Origin of the sequence: Kitasatospora sp. NPDC059803, from assembly GCF_042732255.1 — a bacterium.
In the GTDB taxonomy this organism is placed as follows: Bacteria; Actinomycetota; Actinomycetes; order Streptomycetales; family Streptomycetaceae; genus Kitasatospora.
The window spans coordinates 1-14,083 of record NZ_JBHWIJ010000228.1 but is presented as its reverse complement, the minus strand read 5'-3'; the positions used below and the strand labels follow the sequence as shown (position 1 = coordinate 14,083).

Sequence of the window (14,083 nt, the reverse complement as noted above, 5' to 3'; positions counted from 1 at the left end):
GTATCGGCCCGCGCCCCCTCTTCGGGTTTCACCTCAGCTGGTCAGCCGGCGGGCCCGTGCCACCAGGTCCCGCACCGAGTGGTCGGTCAGCTCCGGCAGCCGGTCGTAGTCGAACCAGCGCAGGTCCAGCGACTCCTCGCTGATCAGCGCCTGCGCACCGGCCGGGGCCACCGCGATGTACTGGACGTCCAGGTGGGTGTTCTCCGGCCGGTCCTTGCCGGTGCAGCGGACCAGGTGCCGGTCCAGCTTGGCCGGCACCGGGACGCCGTCCACCTCCAGCAGGGACAGGTCGGGGATGCCGGACTCCTCGACGGCCTCCCGCAGCGCCGCCGACGCGAGGTCCCGGTCGTCGGGCTCGCAGTGCCCGCCCATCTGCAGCCAGATGCCGACCTTGGGGTGCAGGGTCAGCAGCACCCGCCCGGCCGCCGGGTCGACGACCGCCGCGCTCGCGGTGATGTGCGCGGGCAGGCAGGACCGGTACAGGCCCTCGGGCTGCTCGGCCAGGTGCGCCAGGTAGTCGAGCCGCAGCCGGTCCTGCTCCTCGTCGGCGGGGCGCCACCCGGTCAGGGTGCGCACGGCGTCCGCGTGCAGGGACGTCGCCCCGGTTTCGGTGGCCGTCATGCGGTGGGCTCGCCCTTTCCGTCGGTGCCGTCGCCGTCCTGCTTCGGCTCGTCGCTCTTCGCCGGCCCGTCGTTCTTGGTGAGGTCCGGCTTGGCGGCGGTGCCGCCCGCGGCGGCCTCGCCGAGCAGCTTGTCGATCGCGTCGAAGTCGAGGCCGCCCTCCAGGTCGCCGGTGCCCCGGTGCACGAAGGCGTCCGGGTCGTCCAGGTCGGCGGCGGTGGGCAGCATGTCCGGGTGCTGCCAGAGCGCGTCGCGGCCCTCGATGCCGCGCGCGTCGGCGAGCAGCGCCCACAGCCGGGCGGCGTCGCGCAGCCGGCGCGGGCGCAGCTCCAGGCCGACCAGGGTGGCGAAGGTCTGCTCGGCGGGCCCGCCGGCGGCGCGGCGGCGGCGGACGGTCTCGCGCAGCGCGCCGGCCTGCGGCAGGTGCGGTTCGGCGGCGGCGTGCACGACCGCGTCGACCCAGCCTTCGAGCAGCGCGAGCGCGGTCTCCAGGCGGGCGAGCGCGGCCTTCTGCTCGGGGGTGTCCTCGGGCTGGAGCAGCCCGCCGGCCAGCGCCTCCTGGAGCGCCTCCGGGTTGTTCGGGTCGAGCTGGCCGACGAGCTCCTCCATCCGGGAGGTGTCGACCTTGATGCCGCGGGCGTAGGCCTCGACGGCGCCGAGCAGGTGGGCCCGCAGCCACGGCACGTGGGCGAAGAGCCGCTGGTGGGCGGCCTCGCGCAGGGCGAGGTAGAGCCGGACTTCGTCGGCGGGCACATTCAGGCCCTCGCCGAACTCGGCGACGTTCTGCGGCAGCAGTGCGGCCTTGCCGGCCGGGGCGAGCGGCAGGCCGACGTCGGCGGAGCCGACCACCTCGCCGGCGAGGGCGCCGAGCGCCTGGCCGATCTGGGTGCCGAACATGGCGCCGCCCATGGAGCGCATCATGCCCATCAGCGGGCCGGCCATGGCCTGCATCTCCTCGGGCAGGACGCCGCCCATGGCGTTGCCGACCCGCTCGGCGACCGGGTCGACGAGGTCCTTCCAGACCGGGAGGGTGGCCTCGATCCACTCGGCGCGGCTCCAGGCGACGGCGGAGGCGGCGCCGGAGGGGAACTCGGTGACGCCGTCGAGCCACAGGTCGGCGAGCCGGACGGCCTCGGCGACGGCGGAGTGCTCGGCGGCGCTGACCGAGCGGTCCTTGCTCTTGCCCTCGGCGGGTTCGGCGACGACGCCCTCGCGGGCGATGTTCTTGGCGAGGTCCCAGTTCACCGGGCCGCCCTCGAACGAGAGCATCTGCCCGAGCTGCTGGAACGCGCTGCCGAGGTCGTTGGGGTTGAGGCCGCCGAACATCGCGGCGAACGGGTTTTCGGCCCCGCCGGGGCCGCCCGGGGCTCCGCCGCCGGGCATGCCGGGCATGCCGGGCATGCCGAACAGGGCGCCGAACGGGTTGCCGGCGCCGAAGCCGAACGGCTGCGCGCCGCTCTGGTCGGAGCCTGCGGGGCCCTGGTCCTTCTTCTGCTGCTCGTTGTCGGGCTTGGCCTTGCCGTCCTCGGGCTCCTCGGGCGGAACGCCGAATCCGAAGGGAAGGTCGCTCACGGGGTCCTCGATCCGGTCGGCCGTCATACGGGTGTGGCGGGAAGTGCTGCCCGCCCGGGGCACCAGCGGAGTGGGGGACTCGTGGGCGGCTCCAGTGCGGCAGGCCCGCGCCGGGTGCACCGCCGGGCCTTCGCCTCGGGCAGGATGGACGTACGTGACACACGTCCGTACGCACATAAGCTAACCGTGGAGGATGGTCGGTGAGTTCCCCGCCTTCGGACGTTCGCTCTGGGCTGACCGGAGACGAGGACGCCCCGGACATCACGGCGTCGCCGCCTCCAGCCTACGGCGGACGGCCGCTGACCGTGGCCGTCACCGGTGCCGCCGGCGTGATCGGCGAGCGGGTCGCGGCCCGTCTGGTCGCCTCGCCGCACGTGCGCAGGGTGCTGGCGGTGGACGACCGGCGCGGTGAGGTGCCGGGTGTGCAGTGGCGGGTGCTGGACGTGCGGGACCCCGCGGTGGCCGAGCGGTTGTCCGGGGTGGACGTGGTGGTGCACCTGGCGATGGACTTCGGCATGGAGTCGGATCCGCGCGCCCGCAGCGCCTACAACGTGCGCGGCGCGCAGACCGTGCTGACGGCGGCCGCGGCCGCCGGGGTGCACCGGGTGGTGCTCTGCACCTCCGCGATGGTCTACGGCGCGCTGGCCGACAACGAGGTGCCGCTGGCCGAGGACTCCGAGCTGCGGGCGACCGAGGAGGCCTCGCTGGTCGGGGACCTGCTGGAGATCGAGCGCCTGGCCCGCCGGGCGCCGCGCGCCCACCCGGGGCTGCAGGTGACGGTGCTGCGTCCGGCGGTGGTGGTCGGCCCCGGCGTGGACACCGTGCTGACCCGGCACTTCGAGGCGCCGCGGCTGCTGGTGGTGGCCGGTTCCCGCCCGTGCTGGCAGTTCTGCCACGTGGACGACCTGGCGGCGGCGCTGGAGTACGCGGCGCTGGGCCTGGTGGAGGGCGAGGTGACGGTCGGCTGCGACGGCTGGCTGGAGCAGGAGGACGTGGAGCGGCTGTCGGGGATCCGGCGGATGGAGCTGCCGGCCTCGCTGGCGCTGGGCACCGCGGCCCGGCTGCACCGGCTGGGCCTGACCCCGGCCCCGGCGGGGGACCTGGCCTACACGATGTACCCGTGGGTGGTGTCCGGCAGCCGGTTGCACGAGGCGGGCTGGCGTCCGGAGCACAGCAACGAGCAGGTGCTGGCCGAGCTGCTGGGCCAGGTCGCCGGGAAGCACGCGGTGGCCGGGCGCCGGCTGGGCGGCAAGGAGGCCGCGACCAGCCTGGGGGCGGCCGGGGCGACGGTGGCGCTGGTCGGTACGGCCGCGCTGGTGCGCCGGGCCCGCAAGCGGCGCCGCTTCTGAGGCCGGTGGCCCCGAGGGCTGGAGCAGGTTTTCTCACGATGCGGAATCCCGCCATCGTGATGCGGAACCCGCTTGCCTCAAACCACCCGGGATGGGGAATCATGGGGGCATGCCCGAGAACCAGGACCCCATCCGCCTGCTCGCCGTCCGCGACACCCCGCTCTCGCTGGACGAGGTGTACGAGGCGGTCGGCGACGACGCGGCCGGCGGGACGACCGTCTTCGTCGGGACGGTCCGCGACCACGACGGCGGCAAGTCGGTCACCGCGCTGGAATACAGCTGCCACCCCACCGCCGAGCAGGAGATGCGCCGGATCGCGGAGAAGGTGGTCGCCGACTTCCCGGTGCGGGCGCTGGCCGCGGTGCACCGGGTCGGCCGGCTGGAGATCACCGACAAGGCGGTGATCGTCGCCGTGTCCTGCGCCCACCGGGGCGAGGCCTTCGCGGCCGCCCGGCGGCTGATCGACGACCTCAAGCACGAGGTGCCGATCTGGAAGCACCAGGTCTTCGCCGACGGCGAGGAGGAGTGGGTCGGCGCCGGCAGCTGCTGACCCGGGCGCCCCCTGTGGGCCGGACCGGATCGGACCGGACGGGACCGGACGGGGTCGATCGGCTGCGGAGAGTCGCCATCGGTGCACGGAATGCGACGAGCATGCCGGACGGGCCGGGCTCTCACTCGAACGGGTCCGGGTCAGTGGGCCGAATACTCCCTGGCAGTGAGCCGATCGGCCGTCCCGTAACCCGGACGGCGCCGCCCGCGTTGTCCGCCGGAGTGGTTAATCTGCTCATAGACACGACGAGCTGGGAGTACTGATATGGGTGCGCTCGCCTGGTTGATCATTCCGGTCATCGCCGTCCTGCTCGCCGCCTTGTGGGCGGGCTGGGCCCAGCGAGCCCCGAGGGCCACAGGGGACCCGGCCTCGCTCGCCGAGCACCGGCGCTTCATGGCCGCGATGGAACGCACCACCGCCGGGAGCACCGCCTCCGAGGACGGTTCCGGCCGGTAGCCCGGGGGGCGTCCGCTCATCCGCGTCCCGTACTGTCGAGGCATGCCACGCCGCTCCGCGACGATGCTCGCTGCCACCCTGCTGCTCATAGCGCTGCTCTGCGTCTCGGTGCTGATGAAGGTGCCGTACACGGAGATGAGCCCGGGGCCGACGTACAACACGCTCGGCAACCAGGGGGGCAAGTCGGTGATCACCATCACCGGGCGCGACTCGTACCCGACCACCGGGCACCTCAACATGACCACCGTCCAGGTCACCGGGGCCAAGTACGAGCCCAGCCTGGTCAACGCGGTGGTCGGGTGGCTTCGCGACGACGTGATGGTCGTGCCGCACGACAACGTCTACCCGAAGGGGCAGACGGACGCCGACGCCAAGAAGCAGAACGCCGAGGAGTTCGCCTCCTCCGAGGACAGCGCCCGCACCGCCGCACTCAACCAGCTGGGCATCCCGGTCGGCACCGAGCTGATCATCAAATCGGTCACGGCGGGGGCCCCGGCGGAGGGCCGGCTGCACGCGGGCGACCAGATCGTGGCCGTCGACGGCACGCCGGTCAGCACGGTCGAGCAGGTGGTGGCCGCGGTCACCAAGCACAAGCCGGGCGAGTCGGCGGTCTTCACCGTCGTCCCGCGGGTCAAGGACGCGACCGGCAACGGCGGCGCCAACCCGGGGGACCGGACCGACGTCACCGTCCCCACCGTGCGGGCCAAGGACCTCGACCCGAAGGCCCCGGCCGAGCGGGCGGAACTCGCGGTGGTCGGCATCGGCACCACGATCCGGCACACCTACCCGTTCCAGATCGACATCGGCCTCCAGGACGTCGGCGGGCCGAGCGCCGGGCTGATGTTCTCGCTCGGCATCATCGACAAGCTCACCCCCGGCGGCGACCTCACCGGCGGCCGGTTCGTGGCGGGCACCGGCACCATCGACGACGACGGCAAGGTCGGCCCGATCGGCGGGATATCGATGAAGCTGATCGCCGCCAGGGACGCCGGCGCCGAGTACTTCTTCACCCCGTCCTCGAACTGCGCCGAGGCGACCAAGAACGTCCCGTCCGGACTGAACCTGATCAAGACGGACACGCTGGACGGCGCGCTGAAGTCGCTGGAGCAGATCCGCTCCGGGCAGACCTCCGCGCTGCCGTCCTGCGCCGTGAAGTAGTGCCGTGAACTAATGCCGCGGCGTAGTGCCGTGGCGTAGTGCCGTGAACGTGGAGTGGTGCGGCCGGGGGGCTACGAGAAGGTCGCCAGCAGCGCCGCGGTCAGGCCGGGCACCAGGTCCGGGCCGGTCAGCACCTCGCGGGCGACGTCCTTGGAGCGCAGCCGCAGCGCGATCTCCTTCTTGCCGTTGCGCAGCACGGCGGCGGTGATCCGCACCTCCTCGCGCTTGGGGTGGTTGGCCACCCACTCGGCGAGCTGGGCGTCGCTGGCGTTGCGCGGGCGGGTCTGCTCGGAGCCCGGCGGCAGCATCAGGCGCTCGACGACCAGGGCGCAGCCGACCACCGCGTCGGGCCAGGCGATGGTGCCGAGGAACTTGTCCAGCTCCATGCCGGCCGGCAGCTCGTCCTGCTCGACCGGGGTGAGGCCGGCCGTGTCGTCGTCGCCGAGGCCGAGCTGGGCGGCGATCTTCGGGTCGGCCTTGCGCAGGGCGGTGCTGTCCACCAGGGCGAACAGCCGGGCCGGGAGGTCCCAGCCGAGCGTGGCGGCGTACTCGTCGATCTCCAGCGCGGCCCGGGTGAGCGGGGTGGCGGCGGGGAGCTTGGAGACGTCGTCGGGGGAGCCGGGGGAGTTGAGTGCATTGGACGCGTCGGACATGCCTCAATCCTCACACGCCGGGCGGGGGCCCGGGCGCCGGGCGCCGCGAGTGGGCCGGGGAACGGCCGGGACAGGGAACGTCGTCGTAACCGTCTGCTAACGGTGGGAACTCGGCCAAAGCCTGGTTAAGTTTCCCTGAAGACCGACTGACTCCAGTGACTCCAGACGACACAGCTGAGGTGCCACCGTGGTATTCCAGATGCCGGAACGCTCAGGGCCGGGTTTCCGGCGAAGGGTAGGGCCGCCCTCCCGGCGGGCGCGGGTGGCCCTGCTGACCCTGGGCGTGCTCGCGGTGCTGTTCCTGCTGTTCGTCATGTTCGCCGGGTTCTGGACGGACTGGCTGTGGTTCAGGTCCGTCCGTTACTCCTCGGTGTTCACCACGCAGCTGTGGACGAAGATCGGCCTGTTCGCGGTGTTCGGCCTGCTGATGGCGGTGATCGTCGGCTTCAACGTCTGGCTGGCGCACCGGCTGCGGCCGCCGCTGTCGGCGATGTCGGTCGAGCAGCAGAGCCTGGACCGCTACCGCTCGGGCCTGGCGCCGTTCAAGCGCTGGGCGCTGATCGGCGTCTCGCTGGTGATCGGCCTGGTGGCGGGCGCCGCGGCGTCCGGCCAGTGGCGGACCTGGCTGATGTGGACGAACGCGACGCCCTTCGGCGAGAAGGACGCCCAGTTCGGCATGGACGTCTCGTTCTACGCCTTCGACCTGCCGTTCTACGAGTTCGTGCTGGGCTTCGCGTTCAGCGCGGTGATCGTCTCGCTGCTGACCTCGGCGCTGGTGCACTACCTGTACGGGGGGCTGCGGCTGCAGGGCCCGGGCCGTCGGGCGAGCGCGGGCGCGCAGGGGCACCTGGCGGTGCTGCTGGGCGTGTTCGTGCTGCTGAAGGCGGTGGCGTACTGGCTGGACCGGTACGCGCTGGCGGTGAAGACCGGCTCCTACAAGGGGGTCTCCGGCTGGACCGGCCTGCGCTACGTGGACGCCAACGCGTTCCTGCCGGCCAAGACGATCCTGTTCTTCGTGGCGATCATCTGCGCGCTGCTGTTCTTCCTGACGCCGGTGCGCCGCACCTGGGCGCCGGCCCTGATCGGGCTGGGGCTGATGGTGCTGTCGGCGGTGCTGATCGGCGGGCTGTACCCGGCGATCGTGCAGCAGTTCCAGGTCAAGCCAAACGAGCAGGCCAAGGAAACGCCGTACATCCAGAAGAACATCGACGCGACGCGGCAGGCGTACGGGATCGCGGACGCGCAGACCACCCAGTACAGCCCGCAGGGGTCGACGACGGCCGAGGCGCTCAAGCCGGACGCGCAGACCATCTCCGACATCCGGCTGCTGGACCCGAACGTCGTCTCGCCGACCTTCCAGTCGATCGAGCAGCAGCGCAACTACTACGCCTTCCCGAACACCCTGGACGTGGACCGCTACGGCTCCGGCACGGACAAGCAGGACACCGTGATCGGTCTGCGCGAGCTGGACCTCAACGGCGTGCAGCGCAACTGGATCAACGACCACTTCAAGTACACCCACGGCTACGGCGCGGTCGTCGCCAAGGGCAACCAGGTCAGCGACAAGGGCGAGCCGGTGTTCACCGAGTCCGGCCTGCCGGCCACCGGTGCGCTGGGCGACTACCAGCAGCGGATCTACTACGGCGAGAAGACGACGTCGTACTCGATCGTCGGCGGCTCGAACAAGGAGATCGACTACACCACCAAGACCGGCGAGAACAAGGAGTACACCTACACCGGCAACAGCGGTGTCTCGCTGGACAACCCGATCACCCGGGCCGCGTACGCGGTGCGCTTCGCCGAGCCGCAGATCCTGTACGCGGGGGCGATCACCGACGGCGCGAAGGTGATCTACAACCGGACGCCGAAGGAGCGGGTGGAGAAGGTCGCCCCGTGGCTGTCGATCGACGCCGACGCGTACCCGGTGGTGCAGGACGGCCGGGTGGTCTGGGTGCTGGACGGCTACACCACCTCGGACGGCTACCCGTTCTCGTCGAAGACGACGCTGGGCACCGCGACCAAGGACTCGCTGACCAACCAGCGCGGTGAGCTGCTGACCGTCGCCAACCAGGTCAACTACATCCGCAACTCGGTCAAGGCCACGGTGGACGCCTACACCGGCGAGGTGAAGCTCTACCAGTGGGACGAGCAGGACCCGGTGCTGAAGACCTGGATGAAGGCGTTCCCCGGCACCGTCGAGCCGAAGGCGGACATCCCGGGCACGCTGCTGCCGCACCTGCGCTACCCGCAGGACATGTTCAAGGTGCAGCGCGACCTGCTCGGCCAGTACCACGTGACCGACGCCAACTCCTTCTTCAACGGCAGCGACATCTGGCAGATCCCGGTCGACCCGACCAGCGACACCAAGCAGGTCCAGCCGCCGTACTACGTGACGGTGCGGATGCCGGACCCGCAGGTCACCTCGGCGAGCTTCTCGCTGACCACGACCTTCGTGCCCAACGGCCGCCCGAACCTGGCCGCGTTCATGGCCGTCAACGCCGATCCGGGGCCGGACTACGGGAAGATCCGCATCCTGAAGATCTCGGGGGACAACAGCGCCCCCGGCCCGGGCCTGGTGCAGTCGACGTTCAACTCCCGGCAGGAGGTGGCCTCGCAGATCTTCGCGCTGAAGAGCGGCGGTGACACCGAGCTGGAGTACGGCAACCTGCTGACCCTGCCGGTCGGCGGCGGGCTGCTCAACGTCGAGCCGGTGTACGTGCGCGGACGCGGCGCCAAGTACCCGACGCTGCAGAAGGTGCTGGCGGTGTACGGGAACGACAACGTGGCGTTCGAGAACACCCTGGAGGACGCGCTGAAGAAGGTGTTCGCCGGGGCGGCCCCGGGGACCACGCCGACCGCGCCGTCCACGCCGAACAACCCGGGGACGCCCACCAGTCCGGGGACGGCGGCGCCGGGCGGGACGATCTCGCCGGAGCTGCAGAAGGCGCTCGGGGACGCGGAGAAGGCGTACAACGACAGCCAGACCGCGTTCAAGAACGGCGACTGGGTGGCCTACGGCAACGCCCAGAAGGCGCTGGGCGACGCGCTGAAGGCGGCCGAGGCGGCCCGCGGCGGGAGCCCGGTGCAGGCCCCGACGCCGGGCGCGACCCCGGGCGCGACGCCGACCGGATCGCCGTCCGGACAGCCGTAGCCGTAGTCGTGGCCCGCTGAGCTGCGGCAACCGATTCCTGTTCCACCCCGCACCCGTGCTATGGTTCAACTACCGACGCGGGGTGGAGCAGCTCGGTAGCTCGCTGGGCTCATAACCCAGAGGTCGCAGGTTCAAATCCTGTCCCCGCTACTCAGTGGACAGACTCCCCGGGGGGTGCGACGCACGGCCCCCGGGGGGGTGGCCCCCCAGCGGCGGGAACCGCTCCGGTACCATCAACCGTCGCCAACGACGACGGCAAGGGGTTTGTGGGGTCCGAGTGTCGGGAAATCGACAAAGCGCCGAAGCAATTTCGTCGGCTTCGGGTCGGCCCCGCCCGAATTCGGCCGGGGCAGGTGTACGCGGGTTGCGGGTGGTGCGACGATGGGACACATGGGGGACGGTGCGCGGCTGCTGACCGGCCGTCGGTTCCGGCGCCTCCCCTGGGGGTCCCCCCGGCCGCGGGCCGGGGCACGATGCCGCGACACTCTGGGGGAGCGGGAGTCGGCATGAGGCTGATCGGCAAGAACGGGTCAGGCACCAAGTCCGCGGCGGCCACCGAGGCGGACACCGACGCCTGGGCGGAGAGCCCCGAGAGCCGCCCCGGAGCCCTGCCCGCCCAGCGCACCAGTGGCTTGTCCGAGCGCCCCCCGGTCGCCGGCTACGGCCCCGACAGCCTGGTCCACGTGTCCACCCGTCAGTTCGCCGACGCCGTCCGCCCGTACGGGCCCGACGGCGCCGCCGCCGACGGCCCGAACGCCGCCGCGCTCGACCCGGCCGGCCTGGACACCACCAGCTTCGAGACCGCGCTGGCCGCCCGCGAGAGCGCCGCGCTGGAGGCCCGCCACCGGCAGGCCGCCGACGACGGCGACCCGGACGCCGCCAGCCGGCTCGGCACCCTGCTGCTGCGCCGCGGCGACCTGGAGGACGCCGAGCCCTACCTGCGCGCCGCCGCGGCCGCCGGGACGCGCGCCGCCGCCAACAACCTCGGCGTGCTGCTGCACCAGCAGGGCCACCGGGCCGAGGCCGCCCAGTGGTGGCGCCATGCCGCGGTGGCCGGCAGCGCCCCCGCCGCGCACGCGCTCGGGCTCCAACTGCGCGACCAGGGCGAGGAGGAGGCCGCCGAGTACTGGCTGCACTTCGCCGCCGACCACGGCCACCCGCTCGGCGCCTACGCGCTGGGCGACCTGATGGAGCACCGGCGCGACGTGCGCGCCGAGCGCTGGTTCAAGGTCTCCGCCGACGCCGGGCACCGGGAGGCCGCCTACCGGCTGGCCCGGATGCGCGAGGCCGCCGGGGACAAGGAAACCGCCGAGGCCTGGTACCGCACCGCCGCCGCCCGCGGCCACGCCCGCGCCGCGCTGCGCCTGGGCGTGCTGCTGGAGGAGCGCGCCGCCACCGACCAGTCGCTGCTGGAGGAGGCCGCCCGCTGGTACCGGCAGTCCGCGCAGAACGGCGAGCCGCGCGCCGCCTGCGCGCTGGGCTTCCTGCTGCGCGACTCCGGGGACCTGGCCGCCGCCGCCGAGTGGTGGCGGGAGGCCGCCGAGGCCGGCGACGGCAACGCCGCCAACGCGCTGGGCGCCCTGCACGCCGGCCGCGGCGAGGCCAAGGAGGCCGAGCGCTGGTACCGCACCGCCCTGGACGCGGGCGACCAGAACGGCGCCTTCAACCTCGGCCTGCTCTGTGTCGCCACCGGCCGCGACCAGCAGGCCGAGCAGTGGTACCGCCGGGCCGCGTACGCCGGGCACCGGGAGGCCTGCAACGCGCTGGCCGTGGTGCTGTTGCAGCGCGGCGAGGAGACCGGTGCCGAGCCGTGGTTCTCCAAGGCGGCCGAGGCCGGCAGCGTGGACGGCGCGTTCAACCTGGGCGTGCTGCACGCCGGGCGCGGCGAGCAGCGGCAGGCCCAGGAGTGGTACGCGCGGGCCGCCGCCGAGGGCCACGGCGAGGCCGCGCTGCAACTGGCCGTCGCCCAGGAGCAGCGGGGCAACCTGGCCGGCGCGCTGGAGCGCTACCGGCAGGCGGCGTCCGGCGGGTCGGCGGAGGGCGCGTTCCGGCTGGCCTCGGTGCTGGACCGGCGCGGTGACGCGGACACCGAGGCCGAGCACTGGTACGCGCTGGCGGCCGATGCCGGGCACCGGCGGGCGCAGGTGCGGATGGGGGTGCGGGCGGCCGAGCGCGGCGCGCTGGAGATCGCCGAGAGCTGGTACCGGCGGGCGGCCGAGGCCGGCAGCCGCAGCGCCGCCTTCAACCTGGGGCTGCTGCTGGCCCGGCAGGACCGCGAGGCGCAGGCGATGCTCTGGTACACCCGGGCGGCCGACGCCGGGCACGGGCGGGCGGCGCTGCGCCTGGCGCTGCTGGCGCTGCGCCGGGGGGAGCCGGTGCAGGCGGAGAACTGGTGCCGCCGGGCGGCCGACTACGGGCCGGCCGAGGTGGCGGAGCGGGCCGGGCGCCTGCTGGGCGCGCTGCACGCGGAGCTGAGCGCGTAGGGCGGGTGCGGCGGTTCCCGCCGGGCGGGCGGGGCCGCGTTACGGCGTGCCCGTGCAGTCCGGGCACAGGCCGCGGTAGGTGACCTCGGCGGTGGTGACGGTGAAGCCGAAGCGTTCGCCGGCCGGGAGGGCGGCGAGCGGGTCGCCGTGCGGGTGGACGTCGCGGATGGCGCCGCAGCCGGAGCAGACCAGGTGCTGGTGGGCGCGGTGGGCGTTGGGGTCGTAGCGCTTGGCGCGCCCGTTGGTGGCGACCTCCAGGACCTCGCCGAGGCCGACCAGTTCGCCGAGGGTGTTGTAGACGGTCGCGCGGCTGATCTCGGGCAGGCGGGCGACGGCGCGGGCGTGCACCTCGTCCGCGGTGAGGTGGACGTGGTCGCCGTCGAGGACCTCGGCCACGACCCGGCGCTGTGAGGTCAGCCGCCAGCCGCGTCCGCGAAGTCGTTCCAGCAGGTCGCTCATGGGAACAGGGTAAGTCACGCTCTTAGATTGGTTCCAGTGTTGACTTGGACAAAGTCCAAGTTAGGATCGAGTCGTCACGACCGGATAACGCGGAGGCCCTCTTATGACGACCCAGGACGAGCTGCGCCCCACCCTCACCACGGAGGCGGGTGCCCCCGTCGCCGACAACCAGAACACCGAGACCGCGGGCCCCGGCGGCCCGGCGCTCATCCAGGACCAGCAGCTCTTCGAGAAGCTCGCGCACTTCAACCGCGAGCGGATCCCGGAGCGCGTGGTGCACGCCCGCGGCGCGGCGGCCTACGGCACCTTCACGGTGACCGCCGACCTGGCGTCCTACACCCGGGCCTCGTTCCTGTCCGAGGTCGGCAAGCAGACCGAGGTCTTCCTGCGGTTCTCCACCGTGGCCGGCAACCTCGGCTCGGCCGACGCGGTGCGCGACCCACGCGGCTTCGCGCTGAAGTTCTACACCGAGGAGGGCAACTACGACCTCGTCGGCAACAACACCCCGGTGTTCTTCATCAAGGACGCCGTGAAGTTCCCCGACTTCATCCACACCCAGAAGCGCGACCCGTACACCGGCTCCCAGGAGGCGGACAACGTCTGGGACTTCTGGGGCCTGTCGCCCGAGGCCACCCACCAGGTGACCTGGCTGTTCGGCGACCGCGGCATCCCGGCCAGCTACCGCCACCTCAACGGCTACGGCTCGCACACCTTCCAGTGGCAGAACGAGGCCGGCGAGCACTTCTGGGTCAAGTACCACTTCAAGACCGACCAGGGCATCAGGAACCTCACCCAGGACGAGGCCAACCGGCTGGCCGGCGAGGACCCGGACAGCCACCAGCGCGACCTGCGCGAGTCGATCGAGCGCGGTGAGTTCCCCAGCTGGACCGTGCAGGTCCAGATCATGTCGGCGGCCGACGCGGCGCAGTACCGCTTCAACCCCTTCGACCTCACCAAGGTCTGGCCGCACGCCGACTACCCGCCGGTCGAGATCGGGCGGCTGGAGCTCAACCGCAACCCCGACAACGTCTTCGCCGAGGTCGAGCAGTCGATCTTCTCCCCGTCGCACTTCGTGCCCGGCATCGGCCCGTCCCCCGACAAGATGCTGCAGGGCCGCCTGTTCGCGTACGCGGACGCCCACCGCTACCGCGTCGGCATCAACGCCGACCACCTGCCGGTGAACCGCCCGCACGCCACCGAGGCGCGCACCAACAGCCGCGACGGCCACCTGTACGACGGCCGCCACGGCCGCCAGAAGAACTACGAGCCGAACAGCTTCGGCGGCCCGGTGCAGACCGGCCGCCCGCTGTGGGCCGCCACCGCGGTCACCGGCGCCACCGGCAACCACGAGGCGCCCTCGCACGCAGAGGACGATGACTTCGTGCAGGCCGGCAACCTGTACCGGCTGTTCTCGGAGGACGAGAAGCAGCGACTGATCGCCAACCTGGCCGGCTTCATCGCCAAGGTCTCCGCCGACCGCGAGGACATCGTCGAGCGGGCGGTCGACAACTTCCGCAAGGCCGACGCCGACTACGGGCAGCGGCTGGAGGCGGCCGTCCGGGAGCTGCGCAAGCAGTAGCCGGGACGCGCCCCGATGAGCGGCGGGCCCGGTCGACCAGAGGACTGGTCGAC

General features: G+C 72.6%; 11 protein-coding genes and 1 tRNA gene. 8 read left to right on the top strand and 4 right to left on the bottom strand.

What is annotated here, in order from left to right:
* Positions 1-33 precede the first annotated feature (33 nt).
* Together ACFV6I_RS29020 and ACFV6I_RS29015 are read right to left on the bottom strand one after the other, a co-directional pair.
* Positions 34-621 (bottom strand): NUDIX hydrolase, encoded by a 588-nt coding sequence (locus ACFV6I_RS29020; protein ID WP_380428467.1) that lies wholly within the window; start codon positions 619-621, stop codon positions 34-36.
* Positions 618-2,192, bottom strand: coding sequence for a zinc-dependent metalloprotease (locus ACFV6I_RS29015; protein ID WP_380428466.1), 1,575 nt, complete (start codon positions 2,190-2,192; stop codon positions 618-620). Before ACFV6I_RS29015 ends, ACFV6I_RS29020 begins: the two co-directional genes overlap by 4 nt.
* 200 nt (positions 2,193-2,392) lie before the next feature.
* Here ACFV6I_RS29015 and ACFV6I_RS29010 point away from each other — a divergent pair, with 200 nt between their 5' ends.
* The 4 genes from ACFV6I_RS29010 to ACFV6I_RS28995 all read left to right on the top strand — a co-directional run bounded on the left by ACFV6I_RS29010 (position 2,393) and on the right by ACFV6I_RS28995 (position 5,705).
* Positions 2,393-3,541, top strand: coding sequence for an NAD-dependent epimerase/dehydratase family protein (locus tag ACFV6I_RS29010; RefSeq protein WP_107452871.1), 1,149 nt, complete (start codon positions 2,393-2,395; stop codon positions 3,539-3,541).
* A 109-nt stretch (positions 3,542-3,650) separates the two neighbouring features.
* Positions 3,651-4,091 (top strand): molybdenum cofactor biosynthesis protein MoaE, encoded by a 441-nt coding sequence (locus ACFV6I_RS29005; RefSeq protein ID WP_363377185.1) that lies wholly within the window; start codon positions 3,651-3,653, stop codon positions 4,089-4,091.
* A 264-nt stretch (positions 4,092-4,355) separates the two neighbouring features.
* Positions 4,356-4,547, top strand: coding sequence for a hypothetical protein (locus ACFV6I_RS29000; protein WP_063347895.1), 192 nt, complete (start codon positions 4,356-4,358; stop codon positions 4,545-4,547).
* A 42-nt stretch (positions 4,548-4,589) separates the two neighbouring features.
* A complete protein-coding gene (locus tag ACFV6I_RS28995) occupies positions 4,590-5,705 on the top strand; it encodes a PDZ domain-containing protein (protein WP_063347894.1) in 1,116 nt (371 codons plus the stop codon).
* Positions 5,706-5,776: 71 nt separating this feature from the next.
* Here ACFV6I_RS28995 and ACFV6I_RS28990 read toward each other — a convergent pair whose 3' ends face one another.
* On the bottom strand, positions 5,777-6,358 hold the full coding sequence (locus tag ACFV6I_RS28990; RefSeq protein WP_063347893.1) for a PPA1309 family protein: 582 nt from the start codon (positions 6,356-6,358) through the stop codon (positions 5,777-5,779).
* A 199-nt stretch (positions 6,359-6,557) separates the two neighbouring features.
* Here ACFV6I_RS28990 and ACFV6I_RS28985 point away from each other — a divergent pair, with 199 nt between their 5' ends.
* The 3 genes from ACFV6I_RS28985 to ACFV6I_RS28975 all read left to right on the top strand — a co-directional run bounded on the left by ACFV6I_RS28985 (position 6,558) and on the right by ACFV6I_RS28975 (position 11,992).
* Entirely contained in the window at positions 6,558-9,509 is a 2,952-nt protein-coding gene (locus tag ACFV6I_RS28985) for a UPF0182 family protein (protein ID WP_380428464.1), read from the top strand.
* 76 nt (positions 9,510-9,585) lie between these two features.
* Positions 9,586-9,659: transfer RNA gene (locus tag ACFV6I_RS28980), tRNA-Met, on the top strand.
* Between the two features lie 356 nt (positions 9,660-10,015).
* Entirely contained in the window at positions 10,016-11,992 is a 1,977-nt protein-coding gene (locus tag ACFV6I_RS28975) for a tetratricopeptide repeat protein (RefSeq protein WP_380380228.1), read from the top strand.
* Between the two features lie 39 nt (positions 11,993-12,031).
* On the opposite strand, the gene ACFV6I_RS28970 is transcribed toward ACFV6I_RS28975, so the two are convergent.
* Positions 12,032-12,451 (bottom strand): Fur family transcriptional regulator, encoded by a 420-nt coding sequence (locus ACFV6I_RS28970; protein ID WP_063347892.1) that lies wholly within the window; start codon positions 12,449-12,451, stop codon positions 12,032-12,034.
* A gap of 103 nt (positions 12,452-12,554) precedes the next feature.
* On the opposite strand from ACFV6I_RS28970, the gene ACFV6I_RS28965 reads away from it, so the two are divergent.
* On the top strand, positions 12,555-14,030 hold the full coding sequence (locus ACFV6I_RS28965) for a catalase (RefSeq protein ID WP_380428462.1): 1,476 nt from the start codon (positions 12,555-12,557) through the stop codon (positions 14,028-14,030).
* Positions 14,031-14,083: the final 53 nt, after the last annotated feature.

Coding starts and splice junctions, on each gene's coding strand:
- ACFV6I_RS29020 (WP_380428467.1), bottom strand. CDS start 621: ATGACGGCCACCGAAACCGGGGCGACGTCCCTGCACGCGGACGCCGTG.
- ACFV6I_RS29005 (WP_363377185.1), top strand. CDS start 3,651: ATGCCCGAGAACCAGGACCCCATCCGCCTGCTCGCCGTCCGCGACACC.
- ACFV6I_RS29000 (WP_063347895.1), top strand. CDS start 4,356: ATGGGTGCGCTCGCCTGGTTGATCATTCCGGTCATCGCCGTCCTGCTC.
- ACFV6I_RS28995 (WP_063347894.1), top strand. CDS start 4,590: ATGCCACGCCGCTCCGCGACGATGCTCGCTGCCACCCTGCTGCTCATA.
- ACFV6I_RS28990 (WP_063347893.1), bottom strand. CDS start 6,358: ATGTCCGACGCGTCCAATGCACTCAACTCCCCCGGCTCCCCCGACGAC.
- ACFV6I_RS28985 (WP_380428464.1), top strand. CDS start 6,558: ATGCCGGAACGCTCAGGGCCGGGTTTCCGGCGAAGGGTAGGGCCGCCC.
- ACFV6I_RS28975 (WP_380380228.1), top strand. CDS start 10,016: ATGAGGCTGATCGGCAAGAACGGGTCAGGCACCAAGTCCGCGGCGGCC.
- ACFV6I_RS28970 (WP_063347892.1), bottom strand. CDS start 12,451: ATGAGCGACCTGCTGGAACGACTTCGCGGACGCGGCTGGCGGCTGACC.
- ACFV6I_RS28965 (WP_380428462.1), top strand. CDS start 12,555: ATGACGACCCAGGACGAGCTGCGCCCCACCCTCACCACGGAGGCGGGT.